Raw genomic sequence first — 15,877 nt, 5'->3', positions numbered from 1 at the left:
ACCATGACCAATCCGTTCGACGACGCCGAGGGCCGCTTCCTGGTCCTGGTCAACGACGAGGGCCAGCACTCGCTGTGGCCCTCGTTCGCCGAGGTGCCCGCGGGCTGGACGGTGGCGCACCCGGAGGACAGCCGCCAGGCCTGCCTGGACTACGTCGAGACGCACTGGACGGACATGCGGCCCCTGAGCCTGGTGCGGTCGATGGAGGATGCCGGGCCGACGTCGTGATCGAGGCCCGTGGACTGCGCAAGACCTACCGCGGCCGCAAGGTCAGCGTTCCGGCGGTGCGCGATCTCGACCTGGACGTCGCCGAAGGGGAGATATTCGGCTTCCTGGGCCCGAACGGCGCCGGCAAGTCGACCCTGATGCGGATGCTGACCACGCTGCTGCCACCGGACGGCGGCGAGGCCACGGTGGCCGGCGCCGACCTGCGCCGGCACCCGCGCAAGGTGCGCCGGCGGATCGGCTACGTGGCCCAGGGCCCGGCCACCTGGCGGCTCGTCACCGCCTGCGAGGAACTGGTCATGCAAGGGCGACTGCACGGCATGTCGAAAGCGGCCGCCACACGCCGCGCCGCCGAGGTCGTCGACGCGCTCGGCATGGCGGACTTCGCGGACCGGCAGTGCGGCACCTACTCCGGCGGCCAGCGGCGGCGGGTGGACATCGCCCTGGGCATCGTGCACGAACCGGTGCTGCTGTTCCTCGACGAGCCGACCACGGGACTCGATCCGGCGAGCCGCAGCGACGTGTGGCAGGAGGTGCGCCGGCAGCGCGCCGCTGGCACCACGATCTTCATCACCACGCACTACCTGGACGAGGCCGACGCACTGTGCGACCGGGTGGCCGTCATGGACCACGGGACCGTCGTCGCGGTCGGCTCGCCCGCCGAACTGAAGCGGGCCGTCGGCGGCGACGTGGTGACCCTGCGGTTCGCCGACGGGACCGACGCGGCAACCGCCGCCGCGGTGCTGGCGAAGGAACCGGGACTGCAGCCGGTCGACGCCGGGCGGCAGCGGCTCCGGCTGCATGTACCCGACGGCACCACGGCGATTCCCGGGCTGCTCGGCGCGCTGCACGAGGCCGGCACCAGACCGGTCGCCATCGAACTGCACCAGCCCAGCCTCGACGACGTCTTCATGGCGCACACCGGGCGCTCACTGGCCGACGAGGAAGGCCCGGCGTGATCACCTTGGCGCGGGAGATCTGGATCGTCTTCACCCGGTCCCTGCGGCTGAGCCTGCGCGAACCGCTCATGGTGCTGGTCGCGCTGGCTCCGCCCGTGTACTTCGTGGTGCTGTTCGGGCCGCTGTGGGAGCGTTCGCTGGGCATGTCGCGCGACGAGTCCTATTCGGTGTTCCTGCCCGGACTCCTGGTGGAGATCGCCGTGTTCGGCACGATCTTCGCCGGCGTGGGCCTGGTCAGCGAGATCCACGCGGGACTGCTGGAGCGGATGCGGGTCACGCCGGTCAGCCGGACGGCGCTGCTGCTGGGCCGGTGCGCGCGGGACATCTTCATGCTGCTCGTCCAGGCCTCGGTCCTGGTGGCCCTCGCCGTGCCGTTCGGCTTCCCGCTGCGGGCCGGACCGCTGCTGCTGACGTTCGTGCTGATGGCGTTCGTGGCCCTGGCGGCGACCTCGCTGTCCTACGCGCTGGCGACCGTCGTGCGCTCCGAGATGTCCCTCGCGGCCCTGGCCAACATCATCAACCTGCCCCTGATGCTGACGTCCGGCATCCTCATCCCGGTCGCCTACGCCCCCGACTGGCTGCGTCTGGTCTCCGAGTTCAACCCGGTGCAGCACGCGGTGGTCGCCTCCCGGGCGGTGTTCGCAGGCACCTACAGCGACCCCTCGGTGATCCGGGCCCTGGTGATCGTGGTCGTCGTGGGGAGTCTGTCGGCCGCCTGGGCCGTACGTCGTTTCACCCGCAGCATTCACTGATCAGGAGCCGGTGACCAACGTGTCCGACCATCTCGTCCCCCTGCCCGGCACCACCTGGAATGTCTGGCGGCACACCCTGGTGCGCTCCGCCGGTTTCCCCGCCGACGGCGTCGCCGCGTTCTGCGCGCCGGAGCTGGCCCGGACCGTGGACCGGTACCTGGAAGACGCCGACGAAGCCGCCCGGGTCGACACCGCGTTCGCCGACGCGATGACCCGGCTGGGCCGCGCCGTCCACGACGTCTGCGCCGATCCGCTGTTCCGCCAGGCGGTCACCTGGCAGAACCCCGGAGCGCTCAGCTCCGTGGCCGGCGTGCTGCGAGACGGGCCCGCGGCGCGGCGCAACGAACGCCGCCGGCGCCGGGAGGAGATCGTCGCCAAGTACTGGCAGCGGTACTGCACCAAGAACGACACCATCGGCTTCTTCGGTCCGATGTGCTGGTCGACCGTGGACAACGGCGGCCCGCGACTGGAGGTCCGGCACGGGCCGGCGCTCGTCCGGGACACCGCGGTGCACTTCGAGTGGTGGGCGCTCGACGCGCTCGCCGCGCACCTGGCGACCGACGAACGGCTGCGCCCCTGGCTGCCCGTGGCCAGGCAGCCGCAGCTGCGGCTCGACGGCCGCAGGCTGGTATGGCCGAACCGGCCCCCGCAGGACCTGCCGGCCGGCGCCGCCGAGCTGGTGGCCCGCTGCGACGGGCGCCGGCGGGCCGGTGAACTCGCCGCCGGTCTGACCGCGGCCGGCACCTTCCGCCGCCCGGCCGACGTGTACGCCCAGCTCGACGAGCTCGCCGCCGCGGGAATCCTGCGGCTCGGCTTCGACCTGCCGATGGACCTCGGCGCCGAACGGCTGCTGCGCGAGCAACTGGACGGCATCGGAGACGCGGAAGCCCGGGAGCGGGCGCTGGCGACGATGGACCGGCTGTGCGACGCCCGTGACGCGGTGGCCGCCGCCGACGGCCCGGACGAACTCGCCAACTCCATGGCCGTGTTGGAGGACACCTTCACCCGGATCACCGGCCAGGACGCCCGGCGGCGGCCCGGCGAGACGTACGCCGGCCGCACGCTCTGCCACCTGGACAGCGTCCGAGACCTGGACGTCACCGTCGGCGGCGACGTGCTGGCCCGGCTGGCCGGCCTGGCGCCGCTGCTCCAGTCGGCGCGCTGGCTGTCGGCCGGGATCGCGGCGGCCTACACTGCCGCGCTTACCGAGCTGTACCGCGAACTGGCCGCCGACGCCGGGGGAGCGGAGGTGCCGCTGCGGGAGCTGTGGTTCATGGCCCAGGCGCTGGTCTTCGGCGACGAGCGGCCCGCGGACCCGGTGGTCGCCGACTTCCTGCGCCGGTGGACTGCCGTGCTCGGCCTGGAGGACGTCGGCCCCGGCACCGCCGAACTGCGGTTCACTGCCGAGGAACTCGGCGCCCGGGCCGCCGAGGCGTTCCCCGCCGACCGGCCGGGCTGGTCCGAGGCACGGGTGCACAGCCCGGACGTCCACCTGTGCGCCACCGACGCCGAGGCGCTCGCCCGCGGCGACTACACCCTTGTGCTCGGCGAGCTGCACATCGCCTCCGCGGCGTTCGACACGCAGTTCTTCGCCCTCGGGCACCCCGCACCCCAGGTGCTGCGCGAGGCCCTCGCCGCCGACCTGCCGGACAGCCGGGTCCGGCTGCTGCTGCCGCACGACTGGCCGCGGCACTGCTCCCGCAACGCGTACTGGATGAACGGGCCGCACGATGTGGAACTGGGCTTCGTCCCGGCCCCGGGGGCGGACCCCGACCGGCTCGTGCCGGTCACCGCCCTGACCGTCACCGACACCCCGGACGGGCTCGTCGCCCGGGCGGAGGACGGCCGGCAGTGGCCCATCCTCGAGGTCTTCGCGAACATGCTGGGCCTCCAGGCGTTCGACACCTGGAAGCTGGCCGGCGCCGACGGGCACACGCCGCGGATCACGGTGGACGACCTCGTGCTCGTCCGCCGCACCTGGCGGTCCACGATCGGCGCAGGCGGGCTGGCCGACGTCACCGGCGAGCAGCAGCGGTTCGTGGCGGCCCGCCGCTGGCGGCGGGCCGAGGACATGCCCGAGCAGGTCTACGTCCGGGTCGCCACCGACATCAAGCCCCAGTTCGTCGACTTCACCAGCCCGGTGTACGTGCGCCTGCTCTGCACCATGCTGCGCGGGGCCCGCGCCAAGGGCGGCGACGACGTGGAGGTGATCGTCACCGAGGCGCTGCCCACGGCCGAGCACGCCTGGCTGGCCGACGGGCAGGGCCGGCGGTACTCCTCCGAGCTGCGGCTCCAGATCATCGATCCGGAGCCGCCCGGCCGGCCCTGACCGCAGGCCCGCCCCCGTTCAGCTCGGGCGCGGGCGCGGCAGGACCGGAATCGTCGTCGCCTGCGGCGCGGCCGGCACGGTCGCCGACTCCGGCTGTGCCGTCCGCAGTTCGGCGATGCGTGCGGCCATGCCCGCGACCGTGGGGGCGTCGAACAGCGTCCGCATCGGCAGCCGTACCCCGGTGGCCTTGCGGATCTGCGCGACGAGTTGCACGGCCACGAGCGAGTTCCCGCCCAGCTCGAAGAAGTTGTCGTCGTCGGCGATGTCTTCCTCGCCGAGGACCGCCGACCAGACCCGGCTGACCGTGGCCGTCAGGTCGTCGCCGCCGGACGTGCCCCGCTCGGACGGTCCGGCGGCGACCGGTTCGGGGGTCTCACCGCGCAGCACGGCCAGGGCCCGCCGGGCCCGCTCGGCGCTGCCGCGCAGCATGGCGTCGTACCGGCCCGGGGTGATCAGCACGTGTGCCGCCGGCGCCGCGGCGACCACCCGGTGCAGGGCGTCCAGGCCGTCGGCGGGCTGGATCGCCCAGGGGTCCGCGGGACCGGCGTCCGGCGCGGCGGGCTCCGGCGTCGTGGCGACCGCCGCGCGAATCGCGTCCGGATCGACGGCGCGCAGCATGAAGTCGGCGACCGTCACGAGCGGCCGTCCACCGTCATCGGTGACCACGAAGTCCCAGGAGACGACCGCCGCGGTGTCGTCGTGCGCGCCGTCGCGCCACCGGTGCACCCACACCGCGGAGTCGAGCGGCGCGTGGATGCGCACGCGGCCGTAGCCGATCGGCAGCCGGGTACCGCCGCCGCCCGGCCCGACCGGCATGGTCGCCACGTCCAGCAGCGCGGGATGCAGCGGCCAGTCGGTGCCGTCCGCCTCGGCCGGGACCAGGCGGACGAGTTCCTCGTCGGCGCCGATCCACGCCTCGCGAAGGCAGCGCCAGCGCGGCCCGAACGTCAGGAACGGATTGCTGTCGAGCTGCTCTTGGAAGCGCTCGGCCTCCGCGGCGGACTCGGCGCACCGCCCGCGGACCGCCGCGAGGTCGAGCGGCGCGGTGCTGTCCGGCCGAACCCATGCGGCGTGGCCGCGGGTGTGGGTGCGCACGGTCTCGCCGTGCACGCTGGACACGGTGAACTCCACCCCGTCGGCGTCCGGGCGCAGCGCTACGCGGACCTCCGTCCGCGTGCCGTCGGCGACCGTGATCGGCTCCGTGAACGCGACGTCGGACAGCTCCAGTTCGCTCTCCCCGTCCGGAGCGGGCCGCCAGGCCGCCACCGCCGCGCGGACGAGTTCGAGCTGACCGGTGCCGGGCACCACCGGCACCCCGCCGATGCGGTGCTCGTCCAGCAGCCAGTGCTGTGCGGCCGAGACGGTGCCGCGGCAGTACGCCGGGTCGCCGCCGGACGCCGGCACCAGCTCGGTCAGCACCGGGTGGGTGATCGGTACGGCACCGCTCCGGCCGGCCGCCGCGGATGCCGTCGCGGCGCCGGAGGCGTCGGACCGTCCCAGGAGATCGCGGGCGGTGGAGCGGGCGGCCATCCCGATCCGCCCCCAGGCGCCCCAGCCCAGGGACAGCACCTGGGCCGACCAGCCGTGCTCCGAGGTGGCGTAGGCGTCCAGGAAGGCGTTGGCGCCGGTGTAGTCCGTGTCGCCGATGCCGCCGACCACCGACGACACCGAGGAGAACAGGACCACCGTGTCCAGGGACAGGTCCCCGAACGCGTCCTGCAGCGCCAGTGTTCCGGCCAGCTTCGGGGCGAGCACCGAGCGAGCGGCGTCGAGAGTCTTGACCTCGAGCATGCCGTCGCCCGGCAGGCCCGCCGAGTGAACGATGCCGTCCAGCCGCCCGAACCGTGCCAGCAGCTCCTCGCGGACCCGCCGAAGGGCGGCCGGATCGCACACGTCGGCGGCCACCGGCAGCACTTCCCCGCCCGCGGCCTCCATCCGCTCCACGGCGGCGACCGCGGTGCCGGCCCGGCCGGAGGTGCCGCGCAGCGCGGACCACCGGTCCCGCGGCGGCAGTCCGGAGCGGCCCAGCAGGACCAGCCGTGCCCGGAAGCGGCGGGCCAGGTCCTCCGCCACGGCCAGTCCCAGGCCGTCGTAGCCGCCGGTGATCAGATAGACGCCGCCGGTACGCCACGGGCCGTCCCCGGCGTCCGGCAGCGGCACCCGGTCGAAGCCGCGTACCCACAGCCGTCCGCCGCGCAACGCCAGCGGCCGGTCCCGGTCGTGGCCGGGGTCGCGCCACAGCGCGGCGACCGACCGGTCGGCGGACCGGTCGGCACCGGTCCGCCCCGCGTCGAGGTCGAGGTGGCGGGCGGTGACGGCGGGCAGCTCCCGGTTGACGGCGAGCACGGCTCCGGCCACGGTCGCGTGCTCCGGGCGCCGCCCGTCGCCCCCGACGACGTCGTGCACCCCGGCGGTGACCACATCGAGGTGCAGGGGGACGTCGGCGGCCTCGGCGGCCAGGGCCCGGGCCAGGCAGACGAGGCTGAGATAGCCGTGCTCCTGGGCCGACCAGGCGGCCGCGACACGTCCCTCGCCGTTCCCGGGGGCCGCCGACCAGGCGTGGACGACCCGTACGCCCTCGGTGAGGACCCCGTCGGCCAGCAGGGCCCGTACCAGGGCGAGGTAGTCGTCCGGTTCGGCGGGGCGCACGGTGTGGACGTCGGCGCCGTCGCGGGCGTAGCCGCTGCCGGGGCGCACCCGGGTCACCGCCGTTCCGGCCCGGGTCAGCGCGGCGAACAGGCCGTCCGTGCCGTCCTCGGTGTCGAAGAGCACGCAGACGGGGGCGGGCCGGTCCGCAGGGGTGGGGGCCAGCTGCCGCCACACCGGTACCTGGAACCAGTCGGCCGGATCGGCCGGGACCAGGTCGTCGGCGCCCGCGCCTGCGGGGTCCTCGGTCCGCGCGGCCACGGTCGCCGGGGGATCCGGCTCGATCCAGCAGCGGACCCGCTCGTACGGGTAGGCCGGCAGCGGCACCCGGGCCGCCTGCTGCCCGAACGACTCCGCCTCCACCGGGAACCCACGGGTCCACAGCGTGCCGGCGGCGGTGTAGCAGACGGTCGGGTCGTCGGCGGACTCGGTCGGTCCGGGCAGGCTGGGCAGCACCAGCGCGTCACGGCCGGTCTGCATCCGCACCAGTCCGGCGAGCTGCCGGCCCGGACCGCACTCCACGAACGCCCACTCGCCGTCGGCCAGCAGCGTGCCGACACAGTCCCCGAAGCGGACGGTGCCGCGCAGGTGCCGTGCCCAGTACGCCGGGTCCGCGGCGTCTTCCGCGGTGAACCATGTGCCGGTCACGTTGGACAGGAAGGGCAACCGCGGCGCCTGCCGGGGCACCGCGGCCACAGCGGCGGTGAACTCGGTGAGGATCGGGTCCATCATCGCCGAGTGGAAGGCGTGCGAGGTACGCAGCTCGCGGCTGCGGACGCCGTCGGCCTCCAACTGCGCGGCGAAGTCCGCGACCGCGTCCGCCGGGCCCGCCACCACGCACACGCCCGGCCCGTTCACGGTCGCCACCGACAGTCCGTCCGGCAGCCGCGGGGCCACCTGTTCCGCCGCCTGCTGCACGGCGAGCATCGCGCCGGCCGGCAGCGCGTCCATCAGCCGTCCGCGCAGCGCGACCAGGCGCAGCGCGTCCGGGAGTTCGAACACCCCGGCGAGGGTGGCGGCGACGTACTCGCCGATGGAATGGCCGACCATCGCGTCGGGGGAGTGGCCCCACGAACGCCAGAGCACGGCCAGCGCGTATTCCACCGTGAACAGTGCCGGCTGGGTGTGGACGGTGCGGCGCAACTGCTCGTCGGCGGCGTCCCGTTCGGCCTGCGCCGCTTCGGTGTCCGGGCCGCTGCCGTCGGCGAAGAGCAACGATCTCAGGTCCAGACCCAGCTCCGGGGCGAGCAGTTCGGCACAGGTGTCGACGGCGTCGCGGAAGACGGGCTCGGCGCGGTAGAGCGTCGCGCCCATACCGGCGTACTGGGCGCCCTGGCCGGAGAAGAGCCACGCCAGCCGGGGACGTTCCGGTGCGGCCTCACCGGCCGGCCGGCGCTTGCCCGCCCTGAGCGCGGCCACCGCCGCCGCGCTGTCGGCGGCGACGACGGCCGTACGGTGCCGGTGCTCGCGCCGGCCGACCCGCAGCGTGTGCGCCACGTCGGCGACGGCCAGTTCGGGCCGCTCGGCCAGGTGCGCGGCGAGTTCGTCCACGGCGGTGGCCAGGGCCTCGGGGGTGCGCGCGGACAGTTGCAGCAGGTGCGCGGACCGCTCCGACGGGGTGCTCGCCGGGGTCGGCGTCTCCTCGAGGATGACGTGCGCGTTGGTGCCGCCGATACCGAACGAGCTGACCCCGGCACGGCGCGGCGTGCCGTCGGTGTCCCATTTGGCCAGCGTGGCGTTGACGTAGAACGGGCTGGTGTCGAAGTCGATGGCGGGGTTGGGCGATTCGTAGCCGACGCTGGGCGGGATCATCCCGTGGCGCAGCGCCAGCGCCGCCTTGATCAGTCCGGCGGCCCCGGCGGCCTGGCTCAGGTGGCCCATGTTGGACTTGAGCGAGCTCAGGCCGCACCAGCCCCGGTCGCCGGGCTGCCGGCCGTACGCCTGCGACAGCGCCCGCACCTCGATCGGGTCGCCGAGGTTCGTCGCTGTGCCGTGCGCCTCGACGTAGCCCACCGTCCGGGGGTCGATGCCGGCCACGGACAGGGCCGTCGACACCACGGCGGCCTGTCCTTCCACGCTGGGCGCGGTGAAGCCCACCTTGCCGGCGCCGTCGTTGTTGACGGCGCTGCCGCGGATCACCGCGTGCACGTGATCGCCGTCGGCCAGGGCGTCGGACAGCCGCTTCAGCAGCACCATGGCGCCGCCGGAGGCCCACACCGTGCCGGTCGCGCCGGCGTCGAACGGGCGGCAGCGGCCGTCGGCGGACTCCACCCCGCCGTCCGTCTGCAGGTAGCCGTGGTTGAGTGGCAGCTCGATGGACGCGCCGCCGGCCAGGGCCAGATCGCATTCGCCGCCGCGCAGTGACTCGCAGGCGGTGTGCACGGCGACCAGCGAGGTGGAGCAGGCCGTGTGCACACTGATGCTCGGTCCGCGCAGGTCGAGGTGGTACGAGGTGGTGGTCGTGACGTAGTCCGCCAGGTTGGCGTTGGACAGGGCCATCGAGCCGTCCAGGGCGTCGGTCACGGCGCGGTTGGCACCGAGGTGCCGCCAGTAGTAGCGGGTGGGCCCGACCCCGCCGTAGACGCCGATGTCCCCGTCGAAGCGCGTCGGGTCGTAACCGCCGTGCTGCAGAGCGGTGTTCGCCAGCTCGAGGAAGAGACGGATCTGCGGATCGGCCAGCTCCGCCTCACGGCGGGTCATTCCGAAGTAGCCGTAGTCGAAGGACTCGGGGTGGTCCAGGGAGGACACCACCGGCACGTACGACGGGTCGTCGATCTCCGCGGCGGACACTCCCGCGGCGAGCAGCTCGGTGCGCGGCAGGGTGCGGGTCGACACCACACCGTCGACCAGGTTGCGCCACAGCGTGTCGACGTCGGCCGCACCGGGTAGGCGGCACGCCATTCCCACGATCGCGATCGGTTCGACGTCGCCATCGCCGCCGGGGATGTCCTGCGGGGTCGTCATTGTTGCCTCTCCGAGTCCGGAAGCGGGGCGGTGTTGTTCAGTTCGGCCCGCGCCGCCGGACCGCGCGGGCGGGGGCGCGGCGGCGGCGTGCGAGGCCTCGGTCGGTGCCGCGGTCCGCACCGGCTGCCGGTGCGGCACCGTCGAGATGGGCGGCGAGCGCGCGGATGTTGGGGTGGTGGAACAGGTCCACGACCCGCAGCTCCCGGCCGAGCGCCTTCTCGAGTCGCTGCCGCACGGTGACGAGCAGCAGTGACGTTCCGCCGGCATCGAAGAAGTTGTCGGTGACCTTGATGTCGTCGCGCTCCAGGACCTGCCGCCAGACGGCCAGGACGGCCGCCTCGGTGCCGCCGCCGGGGTTGGGGAGCGCAGGGAGGGCCGGCGGCGCGGCCGGTGCGGGCCCGGCTGTCGTGCCCTCGAACAGATCGGCGTACGGATCGAGGCCGATCTCCCCGGCCGGGCGGTCCGGCGCTCCGAGGAAACCATTCAGCAGATGTACGTAGGCGGCCAGGAGCCGCTCCGCGCGGGCGGTCGTGAAGCGATCGGTGTTGTGGACGAGTTCGATCCGGTAGTGCCCGTCGGCCTCGGCGGCGTACAGCGTCAGGTCGAACGGGGCCCCGGGTACCGGTACCGGCTCAGCCGTGACGTCCAGTCCGGGCATCTCGAGCCGCGGCTGCGGGAAGTTGTAGGCGTTGAACAGCACCTGGACCAGCGGCTGACGGGACGCGTCGCGGGGCAGTCGCAGCGCCTCCACCAGGCGCTCGACGGGTGCCTCGGGGTGGGCCAGGGCGTCGAGCAACTCGTCGCGAGTGTCCCGCACCTGCGTCCGGAAGCTCCGGCCGGCGGCCGGGCGCAGCCGCAGCGGCACCACCTCGATGAAGAAGCCCACGAGATCCAGGAACGCGGGGTGCCGGCGGTCCACCGCGGGGGTGCCGATGACCAGGTCGTCCCGGCCTGTGAGCCGGCCGGCGAGCTGGCCGAGCACGGCCAGCAGCACCGCCGACGGCGTCGCCCCGCAGTCACGGGCCAGCGCGTGCACCGCCGCCGTGGTCGCCGCATCGAGGAGCGTCTCCACCCGCCCGCCCCGGAAGGTCTGCTCGGCCGGGCGGGGGTGGTCGCCGGGCAGTTCCAGCACGGGCGGCACGCCGTCGAGGTGCTCCAGCCACCAGCGCAGATCGGTGTCGGCGCGGCGGTTCGCCCGGTCCGCCCGCCAGGCGACGTAGTCGGCGAACGAGGCCGCCGCGGGTGGCAGGGGCGCGGCGCGGCGCCCGTAGGCCGTGCCCAGGTCGTGCAGGAACAGTCCCTGCGACCAGCCGTCGAAGACCGCGTGATGGGCGGTGACCGCCAGCACGTGCTCGTCCTCGCCGACCCGGAGCAGGCGGGCCCGCCAGAGCCGGTCGGCGGCCAGGTCGAAGCGGGCCTCGGCGGCCTGCGCGAGCTGCGCGGCCAGGGCGCCGGCCCGCTCCGCCGGCGGCAGCGTCGTCAGATCGGTGACCGGCAGGGGGATGTCGGCGGGTGGGTCGAGCACCACGGTCGGGGCGCCGTCGACGGTCGGTATCCGCCAGCGCAGCACCTCGTGCCGCCGGGCGACCTCGGTCAGGGCGGACCGGAGCGCCGCCGGGTCAAGCGGGCCGCGCAGCCGTTGCGCCAGCGCGATGTTGTAGGCACCGCTGTCCGTCGTGAGCTGGTCGAGGAACCACAGCCGCCGTTGCGCCGCCGACAGCGCGGGCGGGTTGCCGCGCGTCAGCTCCGGTCCGGCCGGCGCGGCGACGGCCAGCGCGGCGGCGATGCCGTCGACCGTACGGCCGCGCAGGACGTCCTCGATCCGTACGTCCCGGTCCATGTCGGCGCGCAGCCGGGCGACCAGCCGCATCGCGCCGAGGGAGTGGCCGCCGGCGTCGAAGAAGGTGTCGTCGCCGGAGCGCGCCGGTACACCCAGCACGTCGGCCCAGGCCCGGGCGACCACGGCCGCCTCCTCGCTGTCCGGCTGCCAGCCGTAGCCGGGTTCCGCGGTGGGCGGCGACGCGAGCGCGTGCAGTGCCGTCCGGTCGGTCTTGCCGGACGCGTTGCGCGGCAGCGCGTCGAGCCGGACGAAACGCGAGGGCACCATGGCGGCCGGGAGCAGCCGGGCGCAGTGCTCGCGCAGGGCCGTGTCCGACGGCGCCCGCGCGGGTGTCAGGAACGCCGTCAGCAGGGGTCCTGCGGTGGTCGGTACCAGGTCGACGACCGCCTGGCGGACGTCGGGGTGGCCGGCCAGAGCGGCCTCCACCTCCCCGGGCTCCATGCGGTGACCGCGGACCTTGAGCTGCCGGTCGACACGGCCGAGGTAGCGCAGGGCTCCGTCGGGTTCCCAGGCCGCGAGGTCGCCGGTGCGGTACAGCCGCCCGCCCGACCCGTCGAAGGGGTCGGCGACGAACCGCTGCGCGGTCAGGCCCGGTTGTCCGAGGTAGCCGCGGGCCGGTCCCGTGCCTCCGACCAACAGCTCGCCCGGCACGCCGACGGGCACCGGGCGCAGCGCCGCGTCCACCACGTACACGCGCTGGTTCGGCAGTGGGCGGCCCATCGGCACCGGCCGGGTCCACTCGCCGACGGCGTCATGGGCGGTGGCCTCGACCGTGGTCTCCGTCGGGCCGTACGCGTTGATGAAGCGGAGCCTCGGCGCCTCGGCGGTGCCCGCCCAGCGCCCCACCTGATCGGGTGCCACCGGTTCGGCGGTGGCCACGAGCACCCGCAGCGCGGCGAACTGGGCCGGGTCCAGCAAGGGCAGCATCGACACCGGCGGGGTGGCCCAGGTGACGTGGTGTGCGGCGGCGAAGCTGCCGAGCCGCTCCGGTGAACGGCGGTCGGCCTCCGGCACCAGGGCGACGGTGCCGCCGGCGGCCAGCGTGGTGAAGACCTCCAACACGCTCACGTCGAAGCCGAACGACGCGGTGGCCAGGGCGACGGTGTCGGCACCGATCCCGAATCGGTGCGCGGAGGCCGTCAGGAACGCGGACACGCTGCGATGGGTGACGACCACGCCCTTCGGGGCGCCGGTCGAGCCGGAGGTGTACATCACGTACGCCGGGTTGTCCGGGGACAGGGCCTCCGGGACCGGGTGGACCGGGTTGCCCGAGGAGGACGGGCTGCCGGCCGGCGCGGTGACGAACAGCCGGTCCGGCGCCGCGTCGGCGAGCAGCGCGCGGCCCTCGGCGTCGACGACCACGAGTTCCGCACCGGCGTCGTCGAGAACGGCCAGCAGCCGGTCACGGGGGTGTGTCGGGTCCAGCGGTACATAGGCGCCGCCCGCGAGCATGATGCCCAGCATTGCTGCGATCGTGTCCGGTCGGCGTCGGCCGGACACACCGACCGTGACCTCGGGGCCGACGCCGAGTTCACGCAGCGTCCGGGCGAGTTCACCGGCCGAGGCGACCAGTTCGGCGTAGGTCACCGCACGGCGGCCCTGCCGTACGGCGATCGCGTCGGGATACCGTCGCGCCGCCGCCAGAACGGCGTGCGGCACGGTCGGCGCTGCCGCGGCCAGTGACTCTCCTCTGCCCCAGTCCTCGGGCACGGCCTCAGTCATCGGCGCTCCCGGAGGCGTGCGGCGGAACGAGCGGATCGCGGACCTGCACGCGCAACTCCGAGTAGTAGGTGCGGCCGTCGGCATCCGGGACCCAGGTGTCCTCGGGGAGCGGCAGCACCTCCGTGACCACCACCTCGACGTCGGGCCCCCCGTCCAGACCGGCGCGGCGCACCATGGATGCGAGCGAGTACACCAGCGGCGGGCTGGTCAGATCCGCGTAGGTGGGCTTGAGTTCGGTGCCGAGGCGGATGAACACCCGGTCCGGAAGGCCGAGTTCCGTTGCCCAGCGCCGGGCCGCGAGATACCGCTCGGCATAGCCCTTGGCCGTGGCCAGGCCGGTCGCCCCGACCGTGCTGCGCCAGGTCTCGCGCTCCACGACGAGCCGGTCGATCGCCACCCGGGGGGTGTGCGGACCGGCCGAGACCAGTTTGAACGCGTCCGCCGTGTGCATGGACAGGAAGTCGGCGAACAGCTCCAGCAGCGGCCACTCCTGCCCGTCGGCGTGCCGCGCCACGAGGTCGCCGTCCCGCTCGGTCACCGTCAACGCGGTGACCGGGAGCAGCCGGGAGTGCTCGGCGCCCGGCGCCGGTGCGAAGCCGAGCTGCCAGTTGTCCGGCGACCAGAGCAGGTCGGCGACCCGGGCGGTCATCCGGGGGAAGTCCTCCGGCAGCAGCAGCTGCACCCGGTCCGTGCCGAGATCCCGGTCGATCGCGGACCGCAGAGCGCCCGGCCGGGGGTGCGCCCAGCTGAACACGCCGGTGCACAGCGTCAGATACGCCGCGTGCAGCTCGCCGAGCACCACCGTGTAGTCGCCGGCGGCCAGTTTCTCCAGACTGGGCGCGGCGATCTGCAGATCAGGGCTGTGGATACGGGCGGTGGACCAGCCGGGGCCCGGCGCGTCGAACAGCTCGGCGGCACGGTCGGCGAGTTCCGCGGAGCGCAGCCGCACCCGGCGCGTGTCCGGCGCGCGTTCCGTCCCGCCCGTCAGCTGGGCCCACCGGTCGGCGAAGGCGGCCACGACGTCGTCGACCGGCCGCCGGCCAGCGCCGAAGAACAAGCCGTGCGCGAGATAACGCAGATCGCCCATCGGCACCTCCCGGGTACCGAGATCGGTGCACAGATCGGCGTAGACCTCCCGCAGTGCCTGCCGGTACGCCGAGGCCAGCGTGTGGCTCAGCCAGCGCGCGGCCGTGAGCAGCACGCCGAGTGCCGGTGCCAACTCCTCGAGCAGCGGCCGGCCGAACGACAGCTCCAGGTCGCGTACGGCGTCCTCGTGGCACAGCGTGCGTCCGGCGTACGTCTGCCCCGCCCTGCGTCGGCTGTCGAGCCCGGTCAGCTCGGTGAACACCTCGTCCAGCCGGACCGTCGCGGCGCGCAGGGCGGCCGGATCGCCGGCCGCGGCGGCCACCGCGGAGCGGGCGGCGTCCAGCCGGCCGAACTCCTCGCGAGCGGCCTCGCGGGCGGCAGGGTCGCCGATCGCGTCGATCGCCGCGTGCAGGGCCGCTTCGGCGGACAGGTTCAGCGGCAGGTCGATGCCCCAGCGCAGCACCCCGCGTTCGGTGAGGCGCTCCAGCAGCATGAAACCGTCCGCGCTGCGCCGGACGGGATTGCCGCTGTCCGCGACGAGTTCGGCCACCACCCCGGCGGCCGGGCGCGGGCCGGTCAGCAGGCCGAGCAGCGACACCTCGGCGGGAGTGAGCTCCACGGGCGGCTCCACGGGGCGGTGCAACATCCCCGCCCGGACGGAGAGCTGGGGTTGCAGTGCCACGGGCAGGTGCGGCCGGAAGCGCGGGTCGGAGGCCAGCCGGTCCGCGAACGCCGCCAGGGCCCACCACTCGAAGTACACCTGCCGCCCGGTCACCAGGCCGGGTCCCGGACGGGCCGTCACCACGGCGTCGTCGTCGGTCAGCCGGACCCAGCACACCGGGCCGAAGAAGCCGATGGTGTCGTTCTTGGCGCAGTAGCGCTGCCAGTAGCGGGCCACCACCGCCTGCCGGCGGCGGGTCTTGCGGTCCGGCGCGGCGTCGGGGCCGGCCGCGCGCAGACCGTCCAGGAACGCCAGCACATCGGGGTTCTGCCAGGTGATCGCCTCGCGGAACAGGGGGTCGCCCGCTATCTCGTACAGCTGGGTGCCGATGACCGCGGCGGCCTTTGCGAAGGCCGCGCGGTAGCCGACGTCGTCGATGTCTCCGGCAAGACGGGCCTCGGCGGCCGAGGCGGCGGCGGGGGAGGCGAAGACGCGCAGGCCCTGGGCGGGGAATCCGGTGGAGCGCAGGACGGCGTCGCGCCACACCTGCCAGCGGGTTCCGGGCAGGTCGGCCAGTGCGACCGGCTCCTGGCCGGTTTCGTGCACGGCCGGTGTGGACGTCAGCGACATCCTCAAGCCAAGCTCCCCCCGGAAAACGCCCACAGGTGTCCGGTGGTTCGCCGCCGGCACCGC

Annotated in this window: 7 protein-coding genes; 4 read left to right on the top strand and 3 right to left on the bottom strand. The window is 74.5% G+C overall.

The features are described from left to right. Positions 1–3: 3 nt before the first annotated feature. The 4 genes from DN051_RS02545 to DN051_RS02530 are packed head-to-tail and all read left to right on the top strand — an operon-like array spanning position 4 to position 4,265. Positions 4–228: an MbtH family protein gene (locus DN051_RS02545; RefSeq protein WP_053758948.1), complete on the top strand. Its 225-nt coding sequence runs from the start codon at positions 4–6 to the stop codon at positions 226–228. Continuing rightward, the gene (locus DN051_RS02540) at positions 225–1,184 is read left to right on the top strand and encodes an ATP-binding cassette domain-containing protein (RefSeq protein WP_112437830.1); all 960 of its coding nucleotides are present in this window, start codon (positions 225–227) and stop codon (positions 1,182–1,184) included. Before DN051_RS02545 ends, DN051_RS02540 begins: the two co-directional genes overlap by 4 nt. Next, positions 1,181–1,936, top strand: coding sequence for an ABC transporter permease (locus tag DN051_RS02535; protein ID WP_053758946.1), 756 nt, complete (start codon positions 1,181–1,183; stop codon positions 1,934–1,936). Before DN051_RS02540 ends, DN051_RS02535 begins: the two co-directional genes overlap by 4 nt. A gap of 10 nt (positions 1,937–1,946) precedes the next feature. Further along, entirely contained in the window at positions 1,947–4,265 is a 2,319-nt protein-coding gene (locus DN051_RS02530) for a lantibiotic dehydratase (protein WP_199314856.1), read from the top strand. Positions 4,266–4,283: 18 nt separating this feature from the next. On the opposite strand, the gene DN051_RS02525 is transcribed toward DN051_RS02530, so the two are convergent. Genes DN051_RS02525 through DN051_RS02515 form a run of 3 tightly spaced genes read right to left on the bottom strand, consistent with a single transcriptional unit; the run spans position 4,284 to position 15,814 of the window. Then, the gene (locus tag DN051_RS02525; RefSeq protein ID WP_112441977.1) at positions 4,284–9,875 is read right to left on the bottom strand and encodes a type I polyketide synthase; all 5,592 of its coding nucleotides are present in this window, start codon (positions 9,873–9,875) and stop codon (positions 4,284–4,286) included. Positions 9,876–9,912: 37 nt separating this feature from the next. After that, positions 9,913–13,437, bottom strand: coding sequence for a non-ribosomal peptide synthetase (locus tag DN051_RS02520; RefSeq protein WP_162624806.1), 3,525 nt, complete (start codon positions 13,435–13,437; stop codon positions 9,913–9,915). Further along, positions 13,430–15,814, bottom strand: a complete 2,385-nt coding sequence (locus DN051_RS02515; RefSeq protein WP_112441975.1) for a lantibiotic dehydratase — start codon at positions 15,812–15,814, stop codon at positions 13,430–13,432. Before DN051_RS02515 ends, DN051_RS02520 begins: the two co-directional genes overlap by 8 nt. Positions 15,815–15,877: the final 63 nt, after the last annotated feature.

This window comes from Streptomyces cadmiisoli (assembly GCF_003261055.1).
Lineage (GTDB): Bacteria > Actinomycetota > Actinomycetes > Streptomycetales > Streptomycetaceae > Streptomyces > Streptomyces cadmiisoli.
This window is presented reverse-complemented; position numbering and strand designations above follow the sequence as displayed.